23 protein-coding genes are annotated in these 22,030 nt (G+C 69.7%); 12 read left to right on the top strand and 11 right to left on the bottom strand.

Translation table 11 applies throughout. The features are described 5' to 3' along the window. Positions 1-77: 77 nt before the first annotated feature. From AC5RV6_RS04940 to AC5RV6_RS04920, 5 genes are all read left to right on the top strand, one after another. Positions 78-959, top strand: coding sequence for a manganese catalase (locus tag AC5RV6_RS04940; RefSeq protein WP_494006162.1), 882 nt, complete (start codon positions 78-80; stop codon positions 957-959). A 111-nt stretch (positions 960-1,070) separates the two neighbouring features. Continuing rightward, positions 1,071-2,147 carry a glycosyltransferase family 2 protein gene (locus tag AC5RV6_RS04935; protein WP_494006161.1) on the top strand — a complete coding sequence of 359 codons (1,077 nt, stop codon included), beginning with the start codon at positions 1,071-1,073 and terminating at the stop codon, positions 2,145-2,147. After that, a complete protein-coding gene (locus AC5RV6_RS04930; protein ID WP_494006160.1) occupies positions 2,095-3,336 on the top strand; it encodes a cytochrome P450 in 1,242 nt (413 codons plus the stop codon). The genes AC5RV6_RS04935 and AC5RV6_RS04930 overlap by 53 nt, the downstream gene beginning before the upstream one ends. Positions 3,337-3,813: 477 nt before the next feature. Beyond that, complete coding sequence (locus AC5RV6_RS04925; protein WP_494006159.1) at positions 3,814-5,160, top strand: MFS transporter; 1,347 nt, start codon at positions 3,814-3,816, stop codon at positions 5,158-5,160. Between the two features lie 135 nt (positions 5,161-5,295). After that, the gene (locus AC5RV6_RS04920; protein WP_494006158.1) at positions 5,296-6,705 is read left to right on the top strand and encodes an MFS transporter; all 1,410 of its coding nucleotides are present in this window, start codon (positions 5,296-5,298) and stop codon (positions 6,703-6,705) included. Positions 6,706-6,740: 35 nt separating this feature from the next. On the opposite strand, the gene AC5RV6_RS04915 is transcribed toward AC5RV6_RS04920, so the two are convergent. The 3 genes from AC5RV6_RS04915 to AC5RV6_RS04905 all read right to left on the bottom strand — a co-directional run bounded on the left by AC5RV6_RS04915 (position 6,741) and on the right by AC5RV6_RS04905 (position 9,432). Further along, positions 6,741-7,196 carry an META domain-containing protein gene (locus tag AC5RV6_RS04915; RefSeq protein WP_494006157.1) on the bottom strand — a complete coding sequence of 152 codons (456 nt, stop codon included), beginning with the start codon at positions 7,194-7,196 and terminating at the stop codon, positions 6,741-6,743. Positions 7,197-7,208: 12 nt separating this feature from the next. Further along, on the bottom strand, positions 7,209-8,207 hold the full coding sequence (gene corA / locus AC5RV6_RS04910) for a magnesium/cobalt transporter CorA (protein WP_494006156.1): 999 nt from the start codon (positions 8,205-8,207) through the stop codon (positions 7,209-7,211). A gap of 202 nt (positions 8,208-8,409) precedes the next feature. Then, positions 8,410-9,432: a zinc-dependent alcohol dehydrogenase family protein gene (locus AC5RV6_RS04905; RefSeq protein ID WP_494006155.1), complete on the bottom strand. Its 1,023-nt coding sequence runs from the start codon at positions 9,430-9,432 to the stop codon at positions 8,410-8,412. A 171-nt stretch (positions 9,433-9,603) separates the two neighbouring features. On the opposite strand from AC5RV6_RS04905, the gene AC5RV6_RS04900 reads away from it, so the two are divergent. From AC5RV6_RS04900 to AC5RV6_RS04890, 3 genes are all read left to right on the top strand, one after another. Beyond that, a complete protein-coding gene (locus AC5RV6_RS04900) occupies positions 9,604-10,605 on the top strand; it encodes an acetamidase/formamidase family protein (protein WP_494006154.1) in 1,002 nt (333 codons plus the stop codon). Between the two features lie 140 nt (positions 10,606-10,745). After that, a complete protein-coding gene (locus AC5RV6_RS04895; protein ID WP_494006153.1) occupies positions 10,746-11,507 on the top strand; it encodes an SDR family NAD(P)-dependent oxidoreductase in 762 nt (253 codons plus the stop codon). A gap of 405 nt (positions 11,508-11,912) precedes the next feature. Further along, on the top strand, positions 11,913-12,326 hold the full coding sequence (locus AC5RV6_RS04890; RefSeq protein WP_494006152.1) for a hypothetical protein: 414 nt from the start codon (positions 11,913-11,915) through the stop codon (positions 12,324-12,326). Positions 12,327-12,416: 90 nt separating this feature from the next. Here the strand turns inward: AC5RV6_RS04890 and AC5RV6_RS04885 are convergent, their stop codons facing one another. Next, positions 12,417-12,722 (bottom strand): hypothetical protein, encoded by a 306-nt coding sequence (locus tag AC5RV6_RS04885; protein WP_494006151.1) that lies wholly within the window; start codon positions 12,720-12,722, stop codon positions 12,417-12,419. A gap of 273 nt (positions 12,723-12,995) precedes the next feature. On the opposite strand from AC5RV6_RS04885, the gene AC5RV6_RS04880 reads away from it, so the two are divergent. Beyond that, complete coding sequence (locus AC5RV6_RS04880) at positions 12,996-13,520, top strand: tetratricopeptide repeat protein (RefSeq protein ID WP_494006150.1); 525 nt, start codon at positions 12,996-12,998, stop codon at positions 13,518-13,520. 57 nt (positions 13,521-13,577) lie between these two features. On the opposite strand, the gene AC5RV6_RS04875 is transcribed toward AC5RV6_RS04880, so the two are convergent. The 3 genes from AC5RV6_RS04875 to AC5RV6_RS04865 form a co-directional block, all read right to left on the bottom strand. Further along, positions 13,578-13,976: a MarR family winged helix-turn-helix transcriptional regulator gene (locus AC5RV6_RS04875; RefSeq protein WP_494006149.1), complete on the bottom strand. Its 399-nt coding sequence runs from the start codon at positions 13,974-13,976 to the stop codon at positions 13,578-13,580. A gap of 83 nt (positions 13,977-14,059) precedes the next feature. Next, positions 14,060-14,959 carry an alpha/beta hydrolase family protein gene (locus tag AC5RV6_RS04870; protein ID WP_494006148.1) on the bottom strand — a complete coding sequence of 300 codons (900 nt, stop codon included), beginning with the start codon at positions 14,957-14,959 and terminating at the stop codon, positions 14,060-14,062. An 86-nt stretch (positions 14,960-15,045) separates the two neighbouring features. Further along, a complete protein-coding gene (locus AC5RV6_RS04865) occupies positions 15,046-15,873 on the bottom strand; it encodes a helix-turn-helix domain-containing protein (protein ID WP_494006147.1) in 828 nt (275 codons plus the stop codon). A 138-nt stretch (positions 15,874-16,011) separates the two neighbouring features. Here AC5RV6_RS04865 and AC5RV6_RS04860 point away from each other — a divergent pair, with 138 nt between their 5' ends. From AC5RV6_RS04860 to AC5RV6_RS04850, 3 genes are read left to right on the top strand one after another with little or no spacing between them, the layout of a single operon-like run. Continuing rightward, positions 16,012-16,758 carry an Atu4866 domain-containing protein gene (locus AC5RV6_RS04860; protein ID WP_494006146.1) on the top strand — a complete coding sequence of 249 codons (747 nt, stop codon included), beginning with the start codon at positions 16,012-16,014 and terminating at the stop codon, positions 16,756-16,758. Between the two features lie 35 nt (positions 16,759-16,793). Then, positions 16,794-18,197 (top strand): amidohydrolase family protein, encoded by a 1,404-nt coding sequence (locus AC5RV6_RS04855; protein ID WP_494006145.1) that lies wholly within the window; start codon positions 16,794-16,796, stop codon positions 18,195-18,197. Next, on the top strand, positions 18,194-18,451 hold the full coding sequence (locus tag AC5RV6_RS04850) for an Atu4866 domain-containing protein (protein WP_494006144.1): 258 nt from the start codon (positions 18,194-18,196) through the stop codon (positions 18,449-18,451). The genes AC5RV6_RS04855 and AC5RV6_RS04850 overlap by 4 nt, the downstream gene beginning before the upstream one ends. Before the next feature lie 34 nt (positions 18,452-18,485). On the opposite strand, the gene AC5RV6_RS04845 is transcribed toward AC5RV6_RS04850, so the two are convergent. The 4 genes from AC5RV6_RS04845 to hpaE all read right to left on the bottom strand — a co-directional run bounded on the left by AC5RV6_RS04845 (position 18,486) and on the right by hpaE (position 21,992). Continuing rightward, positions 18,486-18,980, bottom strand: coding sequence for a GNAT family N-acetyltransferase (locus tag AC5RV6_RS04845; RefSeq protein ID WP_494006143.1), 495 nt, complete (start codon positions 18,978-18,980; stop codon positions 18,486-18,488). A 26-nt stretch (positions 18,981-19,006) separates the two neighbouring features. After that, entirely contained in the window at positions 19,007-19,165 is a 159-nt protein-coding gene (locus AC5RV6_RS04840) for a hypothetical protein (RefSeq protein WP_494006142.1), read from the bottom strand. 197 nt (positions 19,166-19,362) lie between these two features. Continuing rightward, positions 19,363-20,442: a 3,4-dihydroxyphenylacetate 2,3-dioxygenase gene (gene hpaD / locus AC5RV6_RS04835; RefSeq protein ID WP_494006141.1), complete on the bottom strand. Its 1,080-nt coding sequence runs from the start codon at positions 20,440-20,442 to the stop codon at positions 19,363-19,365. A gap of 32 nt (positions 20,443-20,474) precedes the next feature. Further along, positions 20,475-21,992: a 5-carboxymethyl-2-hydroxymuconate semialdehyde dehydrogenase gene (gene hpaE, locus AC5RV6_RS04830; RefSeq protein WP_494006140.1), complete on the bottom strand. Its 1,518-nt coding sequence runs from the start codon at positions 21,990-21,992 to the stop codon at positions 20,475-20,477. Positions 21,993-22,030 lie beyond the last annotated feature (38 nt).

Genomic DNA, 22,030 nt, shown 5'->3' with positions numbered 1-22,030 from the left:
AGGACACCCCGATCCGGCCAACTTCCCCTGTGGGGACGTGCACGGGGCCGGGTCACCCAAGGCCAGGAGGAAATTGCATGTTTTTCCACAAGCAGGAACTCCAGTTCAAGACCGTCCCCGATCAGCCCGACGCCGTCTTCGCCCGCAAGCTGCAGGAGGTGCTCGGCGGGCAGTACGGTGAAATCACGGTGGCCATGCAGTACGGCTTCCAGGCATGGAACTCGCACCTTCCCGGCAAATACCGGGACCTGCTCTACGGCATCGCCGCCGAGGAGATGGGCCACGTCGAAATGCTGGCCGTCATGATCGCCCAGCTGCTCGAGAAGGACCCCCTGGGTGTTTCCCGCGGCTCGACCCAGGATGATCCCGCCGTCGCCGCCGTGATCGGCGGGCAGGATGTGCAGCAGGCCATCGTCGCCGGCGCCGGCGCGCGTGCCGTGGATTCCAACGGCAACCCCTGGCAGGGCAGCTACATCACCGCCAGCGGCAACCTGCTGGCGGACTTCACCTCCAACGCGAACGCCGAAATGCAGGGCCGTGTGCAGGTCGCCCGGCTCTACCACATGACCGATGACCACGGCGTGCGGGACCTGCTCTCGTTCCTGCTCGCCCGGGACACCATGCACCAGAACCAGTGGACCGCCGCCGCCATGGAGCTGCAGGCCGAAGGCATGGAGGCCCTGCCGGTGCCGAGCAACTTCCCGCTGAAGAACGAGGCCCGCGAGGTGTCCTACCAGTACCTGAACTTCTCCAACGGCCCGGCCGCGGCGGAAGGCCGCTGGGCCTCCGGCCCCACCCCCGACGGGCACGGCGAATTCAGCTACCACGACGGGCCCACCACCACGGCGCCCATGCCGGATGTCACCCGCCCGGACGCCCGCTACTACGGCACTACCGACCTGCCCAACACCATGGAAAAGGCCGCCGGCGTCGTGCAGGACAAGATGAAGAAAGAATGACACCAGCCGGAGGCGGGCGGCGCTGGGCGCCGCCCGGCCCGCCGGCGCCAACCACCCGACCGGGCCCCTTCAGCAGGGGGCCAGATGCACCGGAAAGGAATACCAGCACCCGTGAAGCCGGCCCCCGACCTCGCCGACGCCGAGTACATCCTGCCCCTGAAGTGGGCCGACGACGCCGGGTTGGCCGAGCTGGCCGACTACCTGGCCTGGCTCAGCGGCTGGCTGCCGGTGACCGTCGTCGACGGGTCGGATCCGGAGCAGTTCGCCGCGCACGCCCGCGCCTTTCCGCCCGCCGTGCGGCACCTGCGGCCGGATCCGCTGGGCGTGCTCAACGGCAAGGTGGCCGGAGTGCTCACCGGCCTGCGGCAGGCCAGCGCACCCTGCGTGGTCATCGCGGACGACGACGTGCGGTACACCCGGGCGGCGCTGGAACGGGTGGTGGCCGGGCTGGGCCGGGCCGACGTCGTACGCCCGCAGAACCACTTCATCGGCACCCCGTCCTGGCACGTCCGCTGGGACACCGCCCGCAGCCTGATCAACCGGGCCCTTGGCTCGGACTACCCCGGCACGGTGGCGGTGCGCCGGGCGGTGCTGGAGCGCACCGGCGGGTACGACGGCAACGTGCTGTTCGAGAACCTCGAACTGCTGCGCACCGTCCGGGCCGCCGGCGGCACCGAGCTGCGCGCCGATGACCTGTTTGTTCCCCGCCTGCCGTGCAGTTCGCGGCACTTCCGCGGCCAGCGGGTCCGCCAGGCCTATGACAGCTTCGCCCAGCCGGCCCGGCTGATTGCTGAGCTGTCGCTGCTCCCGCTGATCCTCGCTGGCCTGCGCCGGCCCCGGCGGCTCGCTGCCGTGGCCGCCGCGGCGGTCGCCGTCGCCGAAGCGGGCCGACGCCGGGCCGGCGGCACCGCCGTGTATCCTCCGACGGCGGCGCTCTGGGCGCCGGTCTGGGCCGCGGAGCGCGCCGTGTGCATCTGGGCTGCCCTGTACTGGCGGCTGCGCGGAGGAGTCCCGTACGCCGGACGGCGGCTGCGCCGCGCCGGACACTCCGTCCGCACGCTCCGCCGCCGCCTGGCCGACGCTGCCGCGGCAGCAGCTCCGGCCCAGACCCCTGACCCCCAACCGAAGGAGCCCGATGTCCGTCCCGAAACTGCGCACGCCCGACAGCTCAGCCGCGTTCCTGCGTGAGGGGTACACCTTCATCTCCGCACGCTGCGACCGGCTGGGCACCGACATCTTCCGGACCCGCATCGCGGGCCGGCCGGTGGTGTGCATGCGCGGGGCGGAGGCCGCCCAGGTCTTCTACGACGGCGGCCGCTTCACCCGCAGGGGCGCACTGCCGCCCACCGTGGTGCACCTGCTGCAGGACAAGGGCAGCGTGCAGACCCTCGACGGCGGCGCGCACCGGCACCGGAAGGCCATGTTCCTGGCCATGATGGGCCCGGAGGCGGTCACCCGGCTGCGGGAGATCTTCGTCCGGACCTGGAAGCGGCGCGCCGGCACCTGGGGCGCGGACCCGGTGGTGCTGCACCGCGAAGCGCAGTGGATCCTCACCGCTGCGGCCGCGGAGTGGGCGGGCGTGCCCCTCGCCGACAGCGAAGTGGACGCCCGGGCTCCGGAGTTCGCGCTCATGGTGAACCAGGCCGGATCGTTCGGGCCGAAGAACTGGTGGGCGCAGCTGCGCCGCCGGCGCACGGAAAAGTGGGCCCGCGGCATCATCGCCGACCTGCGCGCCGGCCGCCGCCGCGCGCCCGCCGACAGTCCGGCCGCCCTGGTCGCCGCCCAGACGGGCGGCGACGGCGCGCCGCTGCCCGAGGACGTGGCCGCCGTGGAACTGCTCAACGTCATCCGCCCGATCGTGGCCGTGGCCCGGTTCATCGCCTTCGCCGCCACCGCCCTCGTGGAGCACCCCCAGTGGGCCGCCGCGTTCGCCTCCGGCGACGAGGAGCGGCTGCAGGACCTGGAACCGTTCGCGCAGGAAGTACGCCGCTGCTACCCCTTCTTCCCGGCCGTGGCCGGGGTGGCGACCACCACCTTCAGCTGGGGCGGGCACACCTTCAAGCCCGGCACCTGGGCCATGCTGGATCTGTACGGCACCAACCACGACGCGCGGATCTGGCCCGATCCGCAGGCCTTCCGGCCGGAGCGGTTCCGCGGCTGGGACGACAACCCCTACCGACTGGTTCCGCAGGGCGGCGGCCAGGTCGAGTCCGGCCACCGCTGTCCCGGCGAAGCGATCACCCTGGCCCTGGTCGAGGAGGCCACCCGCCTGCTCGCCGAGGGCGGTTACCGGGTCCCGGCGCAGGACCTCACCGTGCCGCTGACCCAGCTGCCCTCGATCCCGCGCAGCGGCGTCATCCTCCAGTCCGCCGGCTGATCTCCGCTGCCTGATTTCCGCTGCCTGATTTCCGCCGGTGCGACGTCCGCCGGCTGATCTCCAGCGCGGCCGATCCCGCCTCGCGGCTGCCGCCTGCTGCCCACAAAGTGTGACGCGGCCAACTTGTGCGCTTGATCACATCTGTCTATAGTTTTGCTCTGTTCGCAAAAAGAGACAGCAGTTCAACTATCGAACACCGCAGCGGCGGTCCGGCCGGAGGCAACTGCCTGGGGCCGGCCGCGGGGGCGTGCGGTGTCCGACGGCAATGCAATGCGAGGTGAAACCGGTGCCACCCCTCGGCTTCAGCTGCGGCGTACCCGCCGCCTCGTCATTTTCACGGGCGGGGGCGTCATATTCCCCCGAGCAAGTGTCGCGGGTCACACGGCCCGGTATCGTGTAGCACGTTTTACCGACCGTTCTTTCAGTAATTCATTCCAATCCCAGCTGGCAGTTCAGGCCAAGAACATCGGAGTTCCCATGACCACAGCATCTGCGTCTGCGGCGTCATCGCAGCGGATGAGCAAGGAAGAGCGCAAAGTCCTTGCCGGCACCCTGGTCGGTACCACCATCGAGTGGTACGACTTCTTCATTTACGCCCAGGCCGCCGGCCTGGTCCTGGCATCCCTGTACTTCGCCCCGCTGGGCGAGGGCAGCGCCCTGGCGCAGATCGTCTCCTGGGCCTCCATCGGCATCAGCTTCCTGTTCCGCCCGCTGGGCGCCGTCGTCGCCGGCCACCTGGGCGACAAGCTGGGCCGCAAGAAGATGCTGGTCTTCACCCTGGTCATGATGGGCGCAGCGACCGCCCTGATCGGCGTGCTGCCCACCTACGCCTCCATCGGCGTCGCGGCCCCGATCCTGCTCCTCGTGCTGCGCATCCTGCAGGGCTTCTCCGCCGGCGGTGAATGGGGCGGCGCCGCCCTGCTGTCCGTGGAGCATGCGCCGGTGAACAAGCGCGGCTTCTTCGGCGCCTACCCGCAGATCGGCGTGCCGGTCGGCATGATCCTCGCGACGTTCGTCATGTTCATCATCTCCAGCTCGATGAGCAACGAAGCGTTCATGGAGTGGGGCTGGCGCATCCCGTTCCTGCTCTCCGTGGTGCTGATCTTTGTCGGCTACTTCATCCGCCGCACCGTGGATGAGAGCCCGGTCTTCCAGGAGATCCAGCAGCGCAAGAAGGAATCCTCCGCCCCGCTGGGACAGCTGTTCAAGCACAACTCCCGTGAGGTCATCCTCGCCGCACTGATCTTCATCGCCAACAACGCCGCCGGGTACCTGGTCATCGCGTTCTTCGCCTCCTACGCCGGCAAGACCCTGGGCATGGACCGTCCGTCCGTGCTGCTGGCCACCGCGGTCGGCTCCTTCGGCTGGCTGATCTTCACCATGTACGGCGGCATCCTGTCGGACCGGATCGGCCGGATCCGCACCTTCCAGATCGGCTACGCCTGGGTCTTCCTCTGGTCGATCCCGATGTTCCTGCTGATCGACACCGCCAACGTGTTCCTGTTCGGGCTCTCGATCTTCGTGCTGACCATCGGCCTGGGCCTGTCCTACGGCCCGCAGTCCGCGCTGTACGCCGAGATGTTCCCGGCCCGGGTCCGCTACTCCGGCGTCTCCATCGGCTACGCCATCGGCGCCATCCTCGGCGGCGCGTTCGCCCCGATGATCGCCGAAATGCTGCTGGAAGCCACCGGCTGGTCCGGCTCCATCGGCATCTACATCATGGTCCTCTGCGTCATCTCCTTCGTCGCCGTGACCATGGTCAAGGAAACCAAGGGCGCCGACCTGCACGTCGAAGACGTCCACAAGGCCCCGCTGGCCCGCTAGAAACCATCCGGCACCCCCCCCACGGAAAGAGCGGCCGACGGCGCCCCGCCGTCGGCCGCTCTTTCCCTTTCGGGCCGCGGGCCCCGCCCCCGCCGGAGGCACAGCCCGTTCTCTGCCCCCACAGAAAGAACAGTTATGAGCGCACCAACCACCGCAGCACCGACACCGACGAAAGCACGCAACGATCAGCGGAGGGTGGCCTTTGCCACCATCGTGGGCACCACCATCGAGTGGTACGACTTCTTCATCTACGCCAACGCCGCCGGGCTGGTCTTCGCCCGGCTGTTCTTCGAGCCGGCCGGATCACAGATCGGCCTGCTGATCGCGTTCGCCTCCGTGGGCCTGAGCTTCCTGTTCCGCCCGCTCGGCGCCTTCCTGGCCGGGCACTACGGCGACAAGATCGGCCGCAAGGCGATGCTGGTGATCACCCTGGTCCTGATGGGCGGGGCCACCACCCTGATCGGCGTGCTGCCCACCTATGAGACCGCCGGCGTCCTGGCACCGATCCTGCTGCTGGTGCTGCGCATCATCCAGGGCATCTCCGCCGGCGGCGAATGGGGCGGCGCCGCCCTGATGGCCGTGGAGCACGCTCCGGCGAACCGCCGCGGGCTGTTCGGTGCGTTCCCGCAGCTCGGCGTGCCGCTGGGCATGCTGCTCGCCTCCGGCATGCTGGCCCTGATGTCCGGGGTGATCTCGCCCGGCGACGCGTTCATCGAATGGGGCTGGCGGGTGCCGTTCCTGGTCAGCTTCGTACTGATCATCGTGGGCATGGTCGTGCGCCGCAGCGTGGACGAGTCCCCGGTGTTCCAGGAGATCGCCGAGAAGAAGCAGCAGACCAAGGTGCCGATCGTGGAGCTGTTCCGCCGGCACTGGCTCCTGGTGCTGATCGCCGCGGTGGTCTTCGCCGGCAACAACGCCGCCGGCTACATGATCACCGGCGGGTTCGTGCTCAGCTACGCCACCGACCCGGAGGGCGCCCTGGTGATGGACCGCACCGAGGTGCTGGTGGCCGTGACCGCCGCCGCGTTCCTGTGGTTCGTGTTCACCCTGGTCTCCGGCTTCCTCGCCGACATCCTGGGCCGCCGCCGCACCTACATCATCGGATTCATCTGCGTGGCGCTGACTGTGTTCCCGCTGTTCTGGCTGATCGACACCGGCAACATCCAGGCTCTGTTCCTCGGCCTGGCGCTGCTCAGCGTGGGCCTGGGCCTGACCTACGGCCCGCAGGCAGCGCTCTACAGCGAGGTGTTCCCGGCCTCGGTCCGCTTCTCCGGCGTCTCCATCTCCTACGCGCTGGGCGCCATCCTCGGCGGAGCGTTCGCCCCCACCATCGCCACGGCCCTGGTGCAGGCCACCGGCACCTCGGCGTCGGTCTCCACCTATCTGCTGATCTTCGCGCTGCTCTCGCTGGTGGCGGTGGCCCTGCTGCGGGACCGGCCCGGCATCGACCTGAGCATCCACAACCAGGCCGAGCAGGAGGTCGGCGCCACGGTCTTCGACAAGCGCCGCGCCCCCGCCGTCGTCCGGGAGCGCGTGGACGCCTAGGCTCCACCGGACAGCGCGCCCCGAAGGGCTGCGGATCAGCGGGTCAGCTCGCCGATCCGCAGCCCTTCGGCGTTGAACACGGCCAGCACGTCGCCGGCGGGCTCCACCGAGGCCGCGCCGGAGAGCCAGGTGTCCAGGTCGGGGCAGCCCTTCAGCGTCATCGGCCCCGGATCGAGGACGACGCGGCCGCCGTCCTCCCGCCAGTTCCCGGCCATGCCGTTGCAACCGTCGGTGCCGGCATAGGTGCCATCCGGGCCGAACTCCAGGGAGGGGGCGGAGGAGTCATCAAGGTTTCCCCAGCCGCCCAGCACGGGGCCGCCGGGTTCATTGGGCTCGGCGCCGGCGCCGGGACCGGCCGACGGCGGGGCCGACGTCGCGCCGTCGGCGGATGCCGGAGCGGAGGGGCCGGCGGACTGTCCCGCCGAGTCACCGCAGGCGGCCAGGGGCAGCAGCAGCATTGCCGCGGCCAGAGCCAGGGTCCTTCTCACCATGTACTCCTTTGATCAGAGCCAGTTGTTGCGCTTGAACGTGACATACAGGCCGATGCCCATCAGGACCATGAGCGCCAGGGCCAGCGGATAGCCGGCCGGCCAGTCCAGTTCGGGCATGTACTCGAAGTTCATGCCGTACACCGTGCCCACCAGTGTCGGAGCGAACAGTATGGCAGCCCAGGAGGAAATCCGCTTCACCTGCTCGTTCTGGGCGATGGAGGTTTCCGCCAGCCGGTTGGACGCCAGGGTGGAGGACAGGTTCAGGGCGTTGTCCAAGATGGCCCGGTAGGCGTTCACCCGATCGGTCAGGCGCAGCACGTGGTCCAGCACGTCACGCAGGTTGTCGCGCAGCACCTCCGGCAGGGCCGTTCCGGCCTCGGGGTCGCGGCGGATGGCCTCCAGCATGTCCTCCAGCGGGGTGATGGCACGCTGGAACTGGATGACTTCGCGGGAGAGTTCGTAGATGCGGCGGGAGACCTCGGAGTCGCCGCCGAACAGCTCGTCCTCGATTTCGTCGACGTCGTTTTCCAGGCCCGCGGCGACCGGCTCGTATTCGTCCACCACCTGGTCCAGGAGCGCGTACATGACGGCCAGCGGCCCCAGGGCCAGCAGCTGCTGCTCCTGTTCCAGCCGCTTGCGGACCCGCCGCAGGTCCGGGGATTCGGCGTGGCGGATGGTCACCACGTAGTTCGGGCCGATGAAGATGTGCAGCTCGCCGAACTCCACCTGCTCCTCCTCATCGAGGTAGCGGGCCGGGCGCAACACCATGAAGAGCGTGTCGCCGTAGCGTTCCAGCTTGGAGCGCTGATGGCCGGCCAGGGCGTCCTCCACGCTGAGCAGATGCAGCCCGAACTCCTCGGCGACCGCCAGCAGCTCGACGGCGTCCGGCCGGTAGAGCCCGATCCAGGCCATGCCGCCGGTCTCCCGGACGGCCTGGAACGTCTCGTCCAGGGATGCGGGGCTGCAGTGCCGCCGCCCGTCCACGTAGACCGCGTTGTCGATCAGGGCCACCGGGTTCTCCTTCCGCCCGTGCGGCAGGGCACGCCTTCGGGCGAAGGCGCTGCCGCGGCGGGCTGAGCCCATTATCCGCGGTTTGCGGCGCATTTGCCTGCCGGGCGGCCGCGAGCGGCCGGCGCGTGAGCCTGCGCGAACCGCGCCGCAGGGGGACCGGCGTCGGGCAGGCCGGCAGCCGGGCCCGACGCCGGCGGCGCGGCTACGGGGTCAGCAGCACCTTGACGGCCCGCCGTTCATCCATGGCGCGGTAGCCTTCGGCGGCGTCCTCCAACGGCAGGGTGAGGTCGAAGACCTGGCCGGGGTCGATGGTGCGGTTCCAGATCAGGTCGATGAGCTCCGGCAGGAACCGGCGCACCGGGGCGGGCCCGCCCAGCATGTTGATCTCGGCGAAGAACAGTTCCAGGCCCGGCAGTGCGACGTCGTGCGAGACGCCGACGAAGCCCATATGCCCGCCGGGACGGGTGGAGCGCATCGCCTGCATCATCGCCTCCTGGGTGCCCACGGCCTCCACCACCGAGTGCGCGCCGAGCCCGTGGGTCATGTCCTTGATAACGGCCACGCCGGCGTCGCCGCGTTCCTCGACAATGTCCGTGGCGCCGAAGCGGCGGGCCAGCTCCTGCCGCTGCGGATGCCGGCTCATGGCGATGATCCGCTCCGCGCCCAGCTGCCGGGCGGCGAGCACGGCGAGCAGCCCGACGGCGCCGTCGCCCACCACCGCCACCGTTTTGCCGGGCCCGGCCTGCGCCGCGACGGCGCCGAACCAGCCGGTGCCGAGCACATCGGAGGCGGCCATCAGCGAGGGGAGCAGGTCGGCGTCGGGCTGGCCGGGCGTGGGAACCAGGGTGCCGTCGGCGAGCGGGATCCGGGCGTACTGGGATTGCGTGCCGATGCCGCCCATGGGCACGGCCTGCACGCAGCGGCTCTGGTAGCCGGCGCGGCAGATTTCGCAGGTGTTGTCCGAGGCCCAGAAGGAGCCGACCACGAAGTCGCCGGGTTTGAGCGTGCGGACGTCCTCGCCGACCTCCTCGACGGTGCCGACGTACTCGTGGCCCATCGGCGCCGCCGACTGCACGTCCTCGATGCCGCGGTAGGGCCAGAGGTCCGAGCCGCAGATGCAGGTGGCGGCCAGCCGGATGACCGCGTCGGTCGGTTCGAGGATCCGCGGGTCCTGGCGGTCCTCCACCCGGATATCGCCGGGGGCATGAATGACAACTCCGCGCATGGGATTTCCTTTCGCCGGGGCGGCTGCGGATCCTTCCAGCAGACCACCCGCGGCGGCCCGGCGGTAGCCCCGGCACGGTCCGCGGGCCTCCCGCAGGGGCAGCGGTCCGGGTGAGGCGCGGACCGGGCCCTGCCCGTTGCCGGGCACCGGGAGGGTCTATAGCATCCGGCCATGGAGATCATCGACTATCACCCCACCCGTGACCAGCTCGTTTACAACTTCGGGGGAATGGCCCCGGTGATGACGGTGAAGCCGGGAACCGCCCTGAAGCTGTGGAGCGAGGACGCGTTCAACAACGCGCTGACCTCGGTGGAGGACCTGTCCAGCGAGAAGGTGGACCTGAGTTTCGTGAACCCGCAGACCGGTCCGTTCCATGTGGAGGGGGCCGAGCCGGGGGACACCCTGGCCCTGCACATCGCGGACCTGACCCCGGCGCGCAGCTACGGCGTCTCGGCCGCCATCCCGTTCTTCGGCGGGCTGACCAGCACCGACCGCACGGCGTTCCTGCAGGACCCGCTGCCGGACACCACCTGGATCTATCATGTGGACTCCGCCCGGAACACGGTCGGGTTCTCCGCCCGCTTCGGGGAGTTCGACGTCGCCCTGCCGCTGGAGCCGATGCTCGGCACCGTGGGCGTCGCCCCGCCCGGCGGGGAGGTGCGTTCCGCGCTGGTGCCGGAACGGTTCGGCGGCAACATGGACGCGCCAGAGGTGAAGGCCGGCACCACCGTGTATCTGGGCGTGAACCAGCCCGGCGCCCTGTTCTCCATCGGCGACGGGCACTACCGGCAGGGCGAGGGCGAGGCCTGCGGCACCGCCGTCGAAGGCGCCATGAACTCCACCATCCTCGTCGAGCTGATCAAGGGCGGCGCGCCGGGCTGGCCCCGGCTGGAAACCGACGCGCACTGGATGGCGGTCGGCTCGTCTCGGCCGATGGAGGACTCCTGGCGGATCGGACAGGTGGAGATGGTGCGCTGGTTCCAAGAGCTGTTCGGGCTGCACCAGATGGACGCGTATCAGCTGCTGAGCCAGACCGCGCAGGCGCCGATCGCCAACGTGGTGGACGCCAACTACTCGGTGGTGGTCAAGGCACGCAAGGACCTGTTCCCAGCCGCCACGGCGTACGACGGCCTGCACGCGGAGCTGCGCCGCCGCGCCGCCGAGCTGTTCTGAGGTTTGCGCCCCGTACGCCCTCCCGGCCCCGCCGCCTGCGACGCGGCGCCGAACCCGACGCGGCACCGGACCCGTTACCGGCACCGGTTCCGGCAACGGTCCCGCACCTACCCTGCACCGCACCTATATGGAGGAACGAAATGGACCTGCAGCTATCCGGCAAGACGGCCTTGGTTACCGGCGGCACCCGCGGAATCGGCCGGGCCATAGTGGAGGCCTTCGCCGCGGAGGGCGCCAACGTGGCCTTCTGCGCCCGCGACGCCGGCGAGATCGCCGCGACGGAGGCCGCGTTGGCCGGCTCCGGGGTGCGGGTGGAGGGCAGGGTGGTGGACATGGGCGACGCCGATGCCGTCGCCCGCTGGGTGGCGGCGGTGGGGGAGGGATTCGGCGGCGTGGACGCGGTGGTCAGCAACGTCAGCGCCCTGGAGATCGCCGACTATCCGGCGGCCTGGGACGCCTGCCTGCGGGTGGACCTGCTGGGCACCGTGGCGCTGATGAAGGCGGCCCTGCCGTACGCGCAGCTCAGCGAGTCACCGTCGCTGGTGGCCATCTCCAGCGTGTCCGGCCGGGAGGTGGACTTCGCATCCGGGCCGTACGGCACGGTGAAGTCCGCGCTTATTGCCTACATGGCGGGGCTGGCGTTCCAGCTCGCCGACCAGGGGATCCGCGCCAACACCGTCTCACCCGGCAACACGTATCACGACGGCGGGGTGTGGCAGAACATGGAAGCCGGGAACCCGGAGCTGTTCCGGGAGTCGATGGACCTGAACCCCACCGGCCGGATGGGCACGCCGCAGGAGGTGGCCGACGTCGTCGTCTTCGTGTCCAGTCCGCGCGCGGCCCGGATGACCGGGGCCAACGTGCTGGTGGACGGCGGGCTGTCCCGCGGCATCCAGTTCTAGGGCGCTTCCCGGTCCTGCGGCGGGGAGGCACGCGGTGGTTCCGGCGCGTCGAAGAGTTCCCCTTACATTTTGTGCGGGGCAACAGGACCGGGATGGGCGCACCTCGGGCCCTGTCCTGCCCGGGTTTGCGCGGGGGAGTGGGGCAGGATCGGAGGCAACAGACTGTCTCAACGAGAGCGAGCCCTCGTGGGTATCTTTGGCAAGAACGTCCTCCAGCGGAAACGCCGGATCCGTATCTGACGTTCCTCCCAGCCTCCGCCGCCAACGACTTCCGGGCCCTGACCCGGCAGGTTCTCGCGGAGATGGGGTACGAGGTGGACGTTCATCCGGACCTCTCACGCCAGGAAATTCGGCGGATGGGAGGCGCTCAGGAATCAGGGAATTGCGAACCTCCGAGGCCTGGAGGTGGAGCAGCTGGAAACGATCGAGGGGCCGGGAGGCAGTTCGTTCACGGGCCTGTCCGGCAGTTCCTTCTACACAGCGAGCCGGGCCATGCTCCTTCCCGGACTGGCCACGCAGCTCACGGGCAAAGCCGTCCGCGAAGACCTCGGCTGGCTTATGACCGTACCCAACCGACATCAGCTTGCCTGGCACGTCGTCGAAGACGCCGCCGGCATCGGTGCGATGCAGGGCATGGCCCGCTTCGCGGCCAATGGACACTTGAATGCCCCCGGACCGGTGAGCCCGCACGTCTACTGGTGGAACGGAACCGGCTACGAGCAGCTCACACATATGGCGGAGGACAAGGTGTCGATTCGTCCCAGCCCGGCGTTTCAGGCGGTTCTGGCGTCGCTGCTCCCGGCCGGACAGGAATCCTGAGCTCAGCCCGGACAACGCGGTGGTAATGAACCAGACGCTTTCAAGCTGGCCTTGCCCGCCTACCTGTCCGACTTCACTGGTCGCAGGGGCCTATTGGTACTCCTTCCACCTGGCGTAGACCTTCAGGGCCGAGTTGGCGGCGGTGACCATCCACGGATTTTGGCTCATCTCCTGGACCCGCCGAACGGACTGTCCCATGGCGGTGAGCAGCAGCGCCATCATCGTTGAGGTGCGGACGTCGGGGTCACGTTCCGCGGCCGGCCCCAGCGGGCACTCGGCCCAGTCCAGCCCGTGGAACAGCTCCAGTGCCTTGAGCAGCTCTTCCTCGGTGATGGACACCGATTGGTCCGGAGCGGTCCAAACGCCCATGTCGTGCGGGTCGAGTCCCGTGGTCATGCCTCATTCCCCCTGCGGTGCCGGCCGTGGGCGCGCCGTGCGCGTCCGTGTTTATGGGTTTAACCTACGTCACAGTGGAGTTGGCTCGGCGTTTCGCCGGCCGATCAGCGGCGGACCCCATAGTTCAGGTGCAGCACCCGGTCCGCCTTGAAGGACCACATCGGGATCCTCCAGCAGATGCGGGCCGTCGAGCGGGCCGTAATAGCGTTTGCCCGCCCCAACCCGGAGGCGTAGAAGGACGGCCCACGTAGATGAGCTGCCATTATGGGCGGCATGACGACAGAGCTGTACGGCGAGCTGGACCGCATCTTCGCGGCGCGGGACCGGTCCAACATGGAAGCCACCATCCGGGCGCTGCTGCCGCTGTACGAGAGGCATCCCGAAAACCCACGCGTCTTGTACGAGGTCGGCGGAGCCTATGACACCGCCGGAAACGAGACCCTGGCGCTCGACTTCTATGAACGTGCGCTGGATGCCGGACTATCGGGAGACGAACGGCGGCGGTGCCTGCTGCAATACGGCAGCACGCTCCGCAACACCGGGCGGCTGGACGAGTCGCTGGGTGTGTTCGCACGTGCCCGGGAGGAGTTTCCCACCTCGGCCTCCCTCGGGGCCTTCGAAGCGCTGACACTGCATGCCGCGGGCAGGACGAGCAGTGCCTTGGCCGTGGTCCTGTCGCTCCTCGCGGACCTCGTCGACTCGGAGGACCTGAACCGGTACAAGCCAGCGCTTCGCGGCAACGCCGAGTACCTGGCCAGCCGGGACCAGCCCCTCGGCGTGGACTCCCCGCCCAGCTGACGCTCCCGGTAGGCGGAAGCGACGCCGGGCCTGAAGGCCCGGGTGCACGCAGGCCAGCTAATCGAGCACCCGGCCGACGTGAGTGAGCCAGCGCGCGACGACGCCCAGCTCCTCCGCGGTGAACCCGGCGGTGATGTGCCCGTTCAGCTCCTGCAGCGAGGACCGCACGGCGGCGAGAGCCTCGCGGCCGCCGTCGGTCAGGTCCAGCCGGATGGTCCGGCGATCGGCGGGGTCCGGAGTGCGGGTGAGCAGCCCGGCCTTCTCCATCCGCGCCAGCAGGCCGCTCAGCCCGGCGGGGGAGGCGTCGACGGCGGCGGCGACCTGCCCGGTGCAAGCGCCTGGGTTCGCCGCGACGTAGAGCAGCACGCCGCAGGCCGCAGCGGACAGGCCCCGCCCTTCGCCGCGGGCGGCAATCCAGCGGCGTAGGCGGCTTCCGGCGGACAGGGTCAGGAACACCAGCCGCGGCGGACGCCTGCCCCCGCCGTCGGGCCGCGGCGCCGGACCGCCCCCATCCGGCCCACGCGCCGGCCCGCCGTCGCTCACTGTTGCGGTGCCTGCGCCCGGGCGCTGAGCCAGTCCAGCACGTCGGGCCACAGGCTCTCGCGCAGCCCGCGGCGGAAGAAGCCCATGTGCCCGATGGCCGGCACGCCGCCCTGCTCGGGCGTGTAGGTGCGCTGCTCCACGCGGGCGTTGGGCAGGCGGCCGTAGATCGCATCGATCTGCCCGGGAGTGGCCCAAAGGTCGTCGCTGAATCCGATGGCCAGCACGTCGGTGGTGACGGTTGCGGCGCGGGCGTCGGCGTCCATGCTCGGGTCGTCGAAGAAGTAGCCGGGGCGGCGGGACCAGCGGCTCCACTCCAGCATCGCGGCGGCCGGCATGTCTTCGCCCAGGCCGAGCCGGCGTCCGGGCACGGCCCCGAGCAGCCGTGCGGTGGCGGGGCCGATCACCCGCAGGATCAGCCCGACGCGCAGCTGTTCCCGCCGCTGCGGAATGGCCCGGGTAACGCCCGCATGGGACGCGACGGCCACGAAGCCGCGCAGGTCCGCCGACCCGTTCGCCAGGGCCAGGGCGTGGCCGCCGATGCTGTGCCCGACGGCGAGCTGCGGCAGGTCCGGGAACCGCTGGGCGAGCCATCCGGCGACGGCGGGGACGTCCTGTTTCATCCAGTCCCGCATCCGCAGCCGCCGGTGGGCGCGGGTGCTGCCGGAGGCGCCGGTGCCGCGGTAATCGTAGGTCAGGACCGCGAACCCGTGCTCGGCGAGGTAGCCGGCGAACCCGGTGTAGAGCCGTTCCGCGACGGCGGTCGCCGGGTGGATGGCCACGGCGGCTGTCGGCTCACCGGCCTCGGGCAGCCGGAGGGTGCCGACGACGGCGCCGCCGGCGGGTACCGGAATCCTGACCCGCTCGCTGAGGGCCGACGTCGTGCTGTTATTTCGCATGCGAAGCAATATACGGAAAGTGGGTGACTTTGGGAACCCCGGCCGGGGCTTGCCCGCAGGCAGCCAGCTCGTGAAGGCGGCCTCTGTCAGCCAGTGGCCGGGGTCGACGCGGCCAGCGAACCGAGCAGCTGCAGCTTCTCCGCACTCGGGCTTCCGGCCGGAGCCTGGTAGACCACCAGCTGCTGGCCGGGCGCGCTGCGGACATCGAAGGCATTGTAGTCCAGGAGCAGATCCCCGACTGCCGGGTGCCGGAACGCTTTGGCCTCCCCGGTTTTGCCGCGCACATCGTGGCGGCTCCACAGGGCCCGGAACTCGGCGCTGGCGGCGTGGGCCTCCGCCACCAGGGCCTGCACGGCCTCCTGTGCGCCGGCATCACCGAGCGCGAGCCGCAGGTTCGCCACGCAGGTTTCGCTTGCCCGGTCCCAGTCGGTGAAGAAGTTCCGCCCGAACGGGTCGATAAACGTCATCCGGACGAGGTTGTCCGCCCGGGCAAATCCCGAGTAGAGGGCGGCGGCCAGGTCGTTGCGGGCCAGGATGTCGAGCTGCCGGTTGATGATCAGCGCCGGGGTGTGCGGCCACGCGGCGAGCAGGTCCAGCAGCGACGCATCCACGGCGTCGTCCGCAGGCTGCCACGGGGTCGGGGCCAGACCGGCCAGCCGGAACACATGCTCGCGCAGATCCGCGTCCAGGTTCAGCGCCCCGGCGAGGGCGTTCAGAACGGAGGGGGACGGGTTTTTCTCCCGGCCCTGCTCCAGCCGGGCGTAGTAGTCCACGCTGACGCCGGCGAGCATGGCCACCTCCTCCCGCCGCAGCCCCGCAACCCTGCGCCCGCGCTGGGCGCGGATGCCGACGTCGGCCGGCTGGACGTGGCCGCGGCGGGCCTTGAGGAAAACCCCCAAATCACTGGAACTCATGCCAGAACACTATGTCCTTGCCACGGCGTGAAACAGGCCGTGCCGCACCCTGGTCCAGAGCGGTCTGGTTGCGGCCGCCGCCCGGCGGAAGACTCGAACCCGTTGGAACTGCGAACGCTTTCACGGTTAGGAAAACACATGTCCACTCCCTTCACCCCCGAGCTGCTGCACGCCATCCACGCGGCGTCCGGCCGGCATCCGCTGCTGTTCGGCAACGCCCGCATCATCACCGCCGACCCCCTGATCGGCGATTTCGCGCCTGGAGACCTCCTGCTCGGCGGCGACCGCATAGTCGGCATCGGCCCGGGCCTGCTCACCGCCGCCGACGACGACGGGGCGGTCGTCATCGACTGTGCCGGCTTTGCGATCGTCCCCCTGGTGCTGGATCTGGCCCAGGCCGCCGGTCTGCGCCCGGCGGGACACCGGCCGCCGACCGCGATCGCGCCGGGCAACCCGGCCAGCTTCGCGATCCTTCCCGGGACTGCGGCATCGGATCCCATCCAGGCCTTTCGTGCCGACCCCCACGCCGCCGTCACGGTCGTCATCGACGGCGTGGTGTGCCGCTGGAACGGCCGCCCCGTCGAGGCCGCTGCCCGGGCCGGCGGCGATGGTTGCGGACCCGCCGCGCCCGCTGAGGGCCCCGGCGTCGAGATCCCGGAGAACCGGCTGGGGACCTGGATCGATGAGAACGACTTCGTGCACCAGCACTTGACCGCCGACGGCCGCTACGACGAAACCCGCGGCGGGCGGGAACACGCCTACCAGGGCGCGTACTGGATCAGCGGCAACCGCATCGACTACCGCGACGACCTCGGATTCTGGGCCTTCGGAGAATTCTCCGGTGACACGCTGCTGCACGCCGGCTACACGTTCCACCGTGCCTGACGCAGTCCCGGCTCCCTTCACACCGAAAGAACACCATGAACACTGCTTCCCTGAACGACTTTTCCCGGGCCCGGACCGAGAACCGGCCGATCCTGCTGACCGGCGGCGCCGTGGTCACCATGGACCCGGACGTGCCGGACCTCGCTGCCGGTGACGTCCTGCTCACCGGCTCACGCATCACCGCGATCGGGGCCGACCTGCGCTCCGACCCCAACCATGCCGCCGATGCGGCCGCGGCGCTGGCGGTCGACACCCGCGGGGCGATTGTCAGTCCCGGTTTCGTGGACACCCACCGGCACGCCTGGCAGGCGCAGCTGCGCCGCAGTATTCCCGACGTCACCGATCTGGGCGAGTACGTCATGTCCACGCTGGCCGGCGTCGCTCCCGCCTACACTCCGCATGACATGTACGTCGGCACCCGGCTGGCGGCGCTCACCGCCCTCGACGCCGGTATCACGACGCTGCTCGACTTCTCCCACAACTCCCGCACCGGCGCGCACTCGGACGCGGCCATCCACGCGCTGCTGGACACCGGGATCCGCGGTGTCCACGCGTCCATGGCTCCGCACTTCGGGGACTGGGACCGGCAGTGGCCGGCGGACCTGGAGCGGCTGATGAGCCGGTTCCACGGCACCGGCGACGGGCTGGTGACGCTGCGGCTCGCCGCCCTGTCCACCGATGAGATCGCCGGAGACCACATTGCGTACGGTCCCGGGCTGGCCGCCGTCGCCCGCGACCTGGGCGCCTGGACCAGCATCGACGCCGTCTTCGGGGCGGCGTCGTCGGCGGCGATCCTGCAGTGGGCGCGGCAGGGCATCCTGGACCCCACGCTCACCCTGATCCACGCCACCGGGCTCACCCCGGAGGCCTGGGCCGCGATGGGCGACGCCGGGGTGACGGTTTCGCTGGCGCCCGCGTCGGATGCGCAGATCGGGCTTGAAACGGCGGTTCCCGCCGTCGACGAGGCGCTGGCAGCCGGGATCCGGCCGGGGCTGAGCATCGACGTCGAAGTGGCCCTGGCCAACGACATGTTCACGCAGATGCGTACCCTGCACGCGATTCAGCGGATGCGCGCCGTCAACTCCGTCTACGGCTCTGCCGCGCCGCCGCGCAGCCGGATCAGCACCCGGGACGTCCTCGACTTCGCCACCCTGCAGGGCGCGAAGTCCAACGGACTCGGGGACGTGACTGGATCCCTGACGCCGGGCAAGCAGGCGGACCTGCTGATCGTCCGTGCCGACGACATCAACAACATGCCGCTGAACGATGCGGTCGGTACCCTGGTCCTCGGTGCGGACGCCCGGAACATCGACACCGTCCTGGTGGCCGGTCGGCCGCGGAAATGGGCCGGTGCGCTGGTGGGGGAGGACCTGCAGGCGCTGCGCCGCGAAGTCACGGCCTCCCGTGACGACATCGTCCGCCGGGCGGGCGCCCGATGAGCGCGGGCACCGGAGCCGAGCACCCTTTTGCCGGCCTGTGGGTCACGGCGGACGGGGCCATCCGGCAGCGCCTGCTGCCCGAGGGCCGGTACGTCGAGGCCCGGGGCAACCGTGAGGCGGCCTACCGGGGCGCCTACTGGATCGAGGGCTCGATGATCTACTACCGCGACGACACCGGGTTTTCCGCTGACGGGGAGTTCCGGAACGACGTGCTCTATCACGCGGGCATGGTCATGTACCGGCACGCTGAATAAGGCGGGGGCCGACGACGGGGCCCTACCGGGGTGGCTAGAGGAACAGGGCCATCCACACGTCGTCGGCCCAACCGCCGTCGGGCTGGCGGAACTCCTCGCGGAGCCGTCCTTCCTCGACGAAGCCGTGCTGTCGGTACAGCTCGAGGGCCACGGTGTTGGTGGACAGGACCCGCAGGCCCAGCTTCCGCACGCCCCGCCGTCGGGCCTCTTCAATGGCTGCCTCCATGAGCCGGTGGCTGATGCCCCGCCCGCGCTGCCCCGGTGCGACCACCAGGCAGTTCAGGTGCAGGACATGGTCGTTCTTGGTGACCCGGACGTGGCGGGCGAGGTGCGCGAACCCGGCCAGGGTGTCCCCGTCCGCCGCCACAATGACATCTTCCACACGGCGGTGGTCGGCGAAGAAGGGCTTATCGGGCCCTTCGGCCGGAACGACCTCAATTTCCGGAGTCCAGGCGGAGGCGTTCATCCGGGCGAGTTCAGCGTCATCGGTCAGGGTGGCGGTCCGCAGCTGCAGGGTGTCATTTTCCACCGTCGTAACCTACAGCACCTTTGCCCTTACGAAGGTCCGGTCTTATCTGCGGGCTTTGCGGCCCGCGCTGCCTCTTCGTAGTAGGACCGCACCCCGTGCTTTACGCCCAACCGGATCACCCAGTACAGGAAGAAAGCGACAATCAGGACCTGCAGCAGCAGGAAGACAATTCCAAGACCGGCCATATTCAACGCGCTTCTTCCCCCGGATACGGATTGGTACAGGCCTGAGCCTAGCCGAGAAGGGGCTGACGGGCGGGTCTAATGAACCGCCCCTGGTGTGGGGAGAGGTCCGGCGGGGACAGAGGCGCCGTCCGCCCCAACGAAAACGGGAGGGACGGCACCTGCCGTCCCTCCCGCCGTCGTCCGCGGTTCAGCCGAAGCTAGACCTGCGAGCCGACCTTGAAGCCCTTCTCGGACCCGTCCTCGTCAGCGCGGGTGTAGGAGAACCCGTCGGCGCCGATGGTGACCTCCATTTCGGAGGAATCGGTGCGCTGGGTCAGCGGCTGCGGGTTGCCGTCCAGGTCCAGGACCAGGGAGGCCTCGGTGTACCAGGACGGGACCACCGGGTTGCCCCACCAGTCGCGGCGCTGGTTGTCGTGCACGTCCCAGGTGACCGTGGGGTTGTCCGGATCGCCGGTGTAGTAGTCCTGGGTGTAGATCTCCACGCGGTGGTTGTCCGGATCCAGGATGTACAGGTAGAAGGCGTTGGAGACGCCGTGCCGGCCGGGGCCGCGCTCGATCCGGTCGGAGATGCGCAGCGCGCCCATCTTGTCGCAGATCTGGATGATGTTGTGCTTCTCGTGGGTCGCAAAGGCCACGTGGTGCATGCGCGGGCCGTCGCCGCCGGTGAGGGCGGTGTCGTGCACGGTGTGCTTGCGGTGCATCCAGGCGGCGTAGGTGGTGCCCTCGGAGTCCTTGATGTCTTCGGAGACGCGGAAGCCCAGGTTCTCCAGGTAGGCGCGGCCGCGCGGGACGTCGGGGGTGACCTGGTTGAAGTGGTCCAGGCGCACCAGCTCGCCGGCCGAGTAGAGGTCGTAGCGCTGGGTCAGGCGCTCGACGTGCTCCACCTCGTAGAAGAACTCGTAGGGGAAGCCCAGCGGATCCTCCACGCGGACCGAGTCGCCGATGCCGCGCGCGAAGCCGTCCTTGCGCCGCTCGGTGCGGCAGCCCATCTCCTGGTAGTACCGCTCGGCGACGTCCACGTCCTCCGGGGTGCACACCCGGTAGGCGAAGGCGGCGACGGCGGCGATCGGGCCCTTGCGCAGCACCAGGTTGTGGTGGATGAACTCCTCGAAGGAGCGCAGGTAGATGGCCTCGTCATCTTCGTAGGTGACGTGCAGGCCGAGCAGGTCCACGTAGAACTTGCGGGAGCGCTCCAGGTCGGTGACGACCAGGTCCATGTAGGCGCAGCGGACGATGTCCGGCGGCTGGATGGAGGGAACGGGAACGGGGGTGCTCATGATGGTTCTCCTTTGAAGCTAAAGCGAGCGGGTCAGTAGTCGATCTTGGCGGCGTCGTCGCTGCCGAACTTGGGGGTATGCACCTCGCCGAGGGTGATGTGCACGGCCTGCTGGTCGGTGTAGAAGTCGATGGACCGGTAGCCGCCCTCGTGGCCCAGGCCGGAGGCCTTCACGCCGCCGAACGGGGTGCGCAGGTCACGGACGTTGTGGCTGTTCAGCCACACCATGCCGGCCTCCACAGACTGCGCGAAGGTGTGCGCGCGCTTCAGGTTCTGGGTCCAGATGTAGGCGGCCAGGCCGTACTTGGTGTTGTTCGCCAGCTCCAGCGCCTCCTCGTCCGAATCGAACGGGGTGATCGCAACGACCGGGCCGAAGATCTCCTCCTGGAAGATCCGGGCGTCCGGGGCGACGTCGGCGAACACGGTGGGGGCGATGTAGTTGCCCTCCTCCAGGCCCTCGGGGCGGCCGCCGCCGGCCAGCAGCCGGCCCTCGGACTTGCCGATCTCCACGTAGGAGGCGACCTTCTCGAAGTGCTCGGGGTGCACCAGGGCGCCCACCTGGGTCTTCGGATCGTGGGGGTCGCCGACGACGATGGTCTTCGCGCGGGCGGCGTACCGCTCGCAGAACTCGTCATAGATCGGCCGCTCGACCAGGATGCGGGAGCCGGCGGTGCAGCGCTCGCCGTTGAGGGAGAAGACGCCGAACAGGGCGGAGTCGATCGCCGCATCCAGGTCCGCGTCCGCGAAGACCACGCAGGGGCTCTTGCCGCCGAGTTCCATGGACAGGCCCTTGAGGTGCTCCGCGGCGTTGCGGAAGATCAGCTTGCCGGTGCTGGATTCGCCGGTGAAGGAGATCAGCGGCACGTCCGGGTGCTTGACCAGCGCGTCGCCGGCTTCCTCGCCCAGGCCGTTGACCAGGTTGAACACACCGGCCGGGACGCCGGCCTCGGTGAAGATGTCCGCCCACAGGGAGGCCGACAGCGGGGTGAACTCGGCGGGCTTGAGCACCACGGTGTTGCCGGTGGCCAGCGCGGGGGCGAGCTTCCAGGACTCGAGCATGAACGGGGTGTTCCACGGGGTGATCAGGCCGGCGACGCCGATCGGCTTGCGGTTGACGTAGTTGATCTGCGCGCCGGGAACCTTCATGGCGTCGTCGAACTGGGCGACGATCAGGTCCGCGAAGAAGCGGAAGTTCTCGGCGGCGCGGCGGGCCTGGCCCTTGGCCTGGGTGATCGGCAGGCCGGTGTCGAAGGTTTCCATCTCGGCCAGGCGCTCTTCCTGGGCTTCGACGGCGTCGGCGATCTTGTTGAGGATGCGGGCGCGCTCGCGCGGCTTCATGGTGGGCCACGGGCCGTTCACGAACGCCTCGCGGGCGGCGGCGACGGCGGCGTCGATGTCTTCCTTCTGGCCGGCGGCGCAGGTGGCGTAGGTCTTGTTGGTGACCGGATCCAGCACGTCGAAGGTGGCGCCGTTCGCGGAGTCCACGAACTTGCCGTTGATGAAGTGCTGGATGTGGTTGGGCAGGTTGTCCGGCACGTAGTGCTCAGCCATGGGAGTCTCTCCTTTGATGCTTCCGGTGGGGTCTGTGT

This window comes from Arthrobacter saudimassiliensis (assembly GCF_059090665.1).
Note: the sequence above shows the minus strand (reverse complement) of the source record. Positions and strands in the feature narration are given on the sequence as shown.

Excerpts from the sequence above, each read along its gene's own strand:
- AC5RV6_RS04885 (WP_494006151.1), bottom strand. The coding sequence starts at position 12,722 with ATGACCACGGGACTCGACCCGCACGACATGGGCGTTTGGACCGCTCCG.
- AC5RV6_RS04895 (WP_494006153.1), top strand. The coding sequence starts at position 10,746 with ATGGACCTGCAGCTATCCGGCAAGACGGCCTTGGTTACCGGCGGCACC.
- AC5RV6_RS04840 (WP_494006142.1), bottom strand. The coding sequence starts at position 19,165 with ATGGCCGGTCTTGGAATTGTCTTCCTGCTGCTGCAGGTCCTGATTGTC.
- AC5RV6_RS04860 (WP_494006146.1), top strand. The coding sequence starts at position 16,012 with ATGTCCACTCCCTTCACCCCCGAGCTGCTGCACGCCATCCACGCGGCG.
- hpaE (WP_494006140.1), bottom strand. The coding sequence starts at position 21,992 with ATGGCTGAGCACTACGTGCCGGACAACCTGCCCAACCACATCCAGCAC.
- AC5RV6_RS04915 (WP_494006157.1), bottom strand. The coding sequence starts at position 7,196 with ATGGTGAGAAGGACCCTGGCTCTGGCCGCGGCAATGCTGCTGCTGCCC.
- AC5RV6_RS04855 (WP_494006145.1), top strand. The coding sequence starts at position 16,794 with ATGAACACTGCTTCCCTGAACGACTTTTCCCGGGCCCGGACCGAGAAC.
- hpaD (WP_494006141.1), bottom strand. The coding sequence starts at position 20,442 with ATGAGCACCCCCGTTCCCGTTCCCTCCATCCAGCCGCCGGACATCGTC.
- AC5RV6_RS04870 (WP_494006148.1), bottom strand. The coding sequence starts at position 14,959 with ATGCGAAATAACAGCACGACGTCGGCCCTCAGCGAGCGGGTCAGGATT.
- AC5RV6_RS04900 (WP_494006154.1), top strand. The coding sequence starts at position 9,604 with ATGGAGATCATCGACTATCACCCCACCCGTGACCAGCTCGTTTACAAC.
- AC5RV6_RS04940 (WP_494006162.1), top strand. The coding sequence starts at position 78 with ATGTTTTTCCACAAGCAGGAACTCCAGTTCAAGACCGTCCCCGATCAG.
- AC5RV6_RS04920 (WP_494006158.1), top strand. The coding sequence starts at position 5,296 with ATGAGCGCACCAACCACCGCAGCACCGACACCGACGAAAGCACGCAAC.
- AC5RV6_RS04865 (WP_494006147.1), bottom strand. The coding sequence starts at position 15,873 with ATGAGTTCCAGTGATTTGGGGGTTTTCCTCAAGGCCCGCCGCGGCCAC.
- AC5RV6_RS04850 (WP_494006144.1), top strand. The coding sequence starts at position 18,194 with ATGAGCGCGGGCACCGGAGCCGAGCACCCTTTTGCCGGCCTGTGGGTC.
- AC5RV6_RS04905 (WP_494006155.1), bottom strand. The coding sequence starts at position 9,432 with ATGCGCGGAGTTGTCATTCATGCCCCCGGCGATATCCGGGTGGAGGAC.
- AC5RV6_RS04925 (WP_494006159.1), top strand. The coding sequence starts at position 3,814 with ATGACCACAGCATCTGCGTCTGCGGCGTCATCGCAGCGGATGAGCAAG.
- AC5RV6_RS04880 (WP_494006150.1), top strand. The coding sequence starts at position 12,996 with ATGACGACAGAGCTGTACGGCGAGCTGGACCGCATCTTCGCGGCGCGG.
- AC5RV6_RS04930 (WP_494006160.1), top strand. The coding sequence starts at position 2,095 with ATGTCCGTCCCGAAACTGCGCACGCCCGACAGCTCAGCCGCGTTCCTG.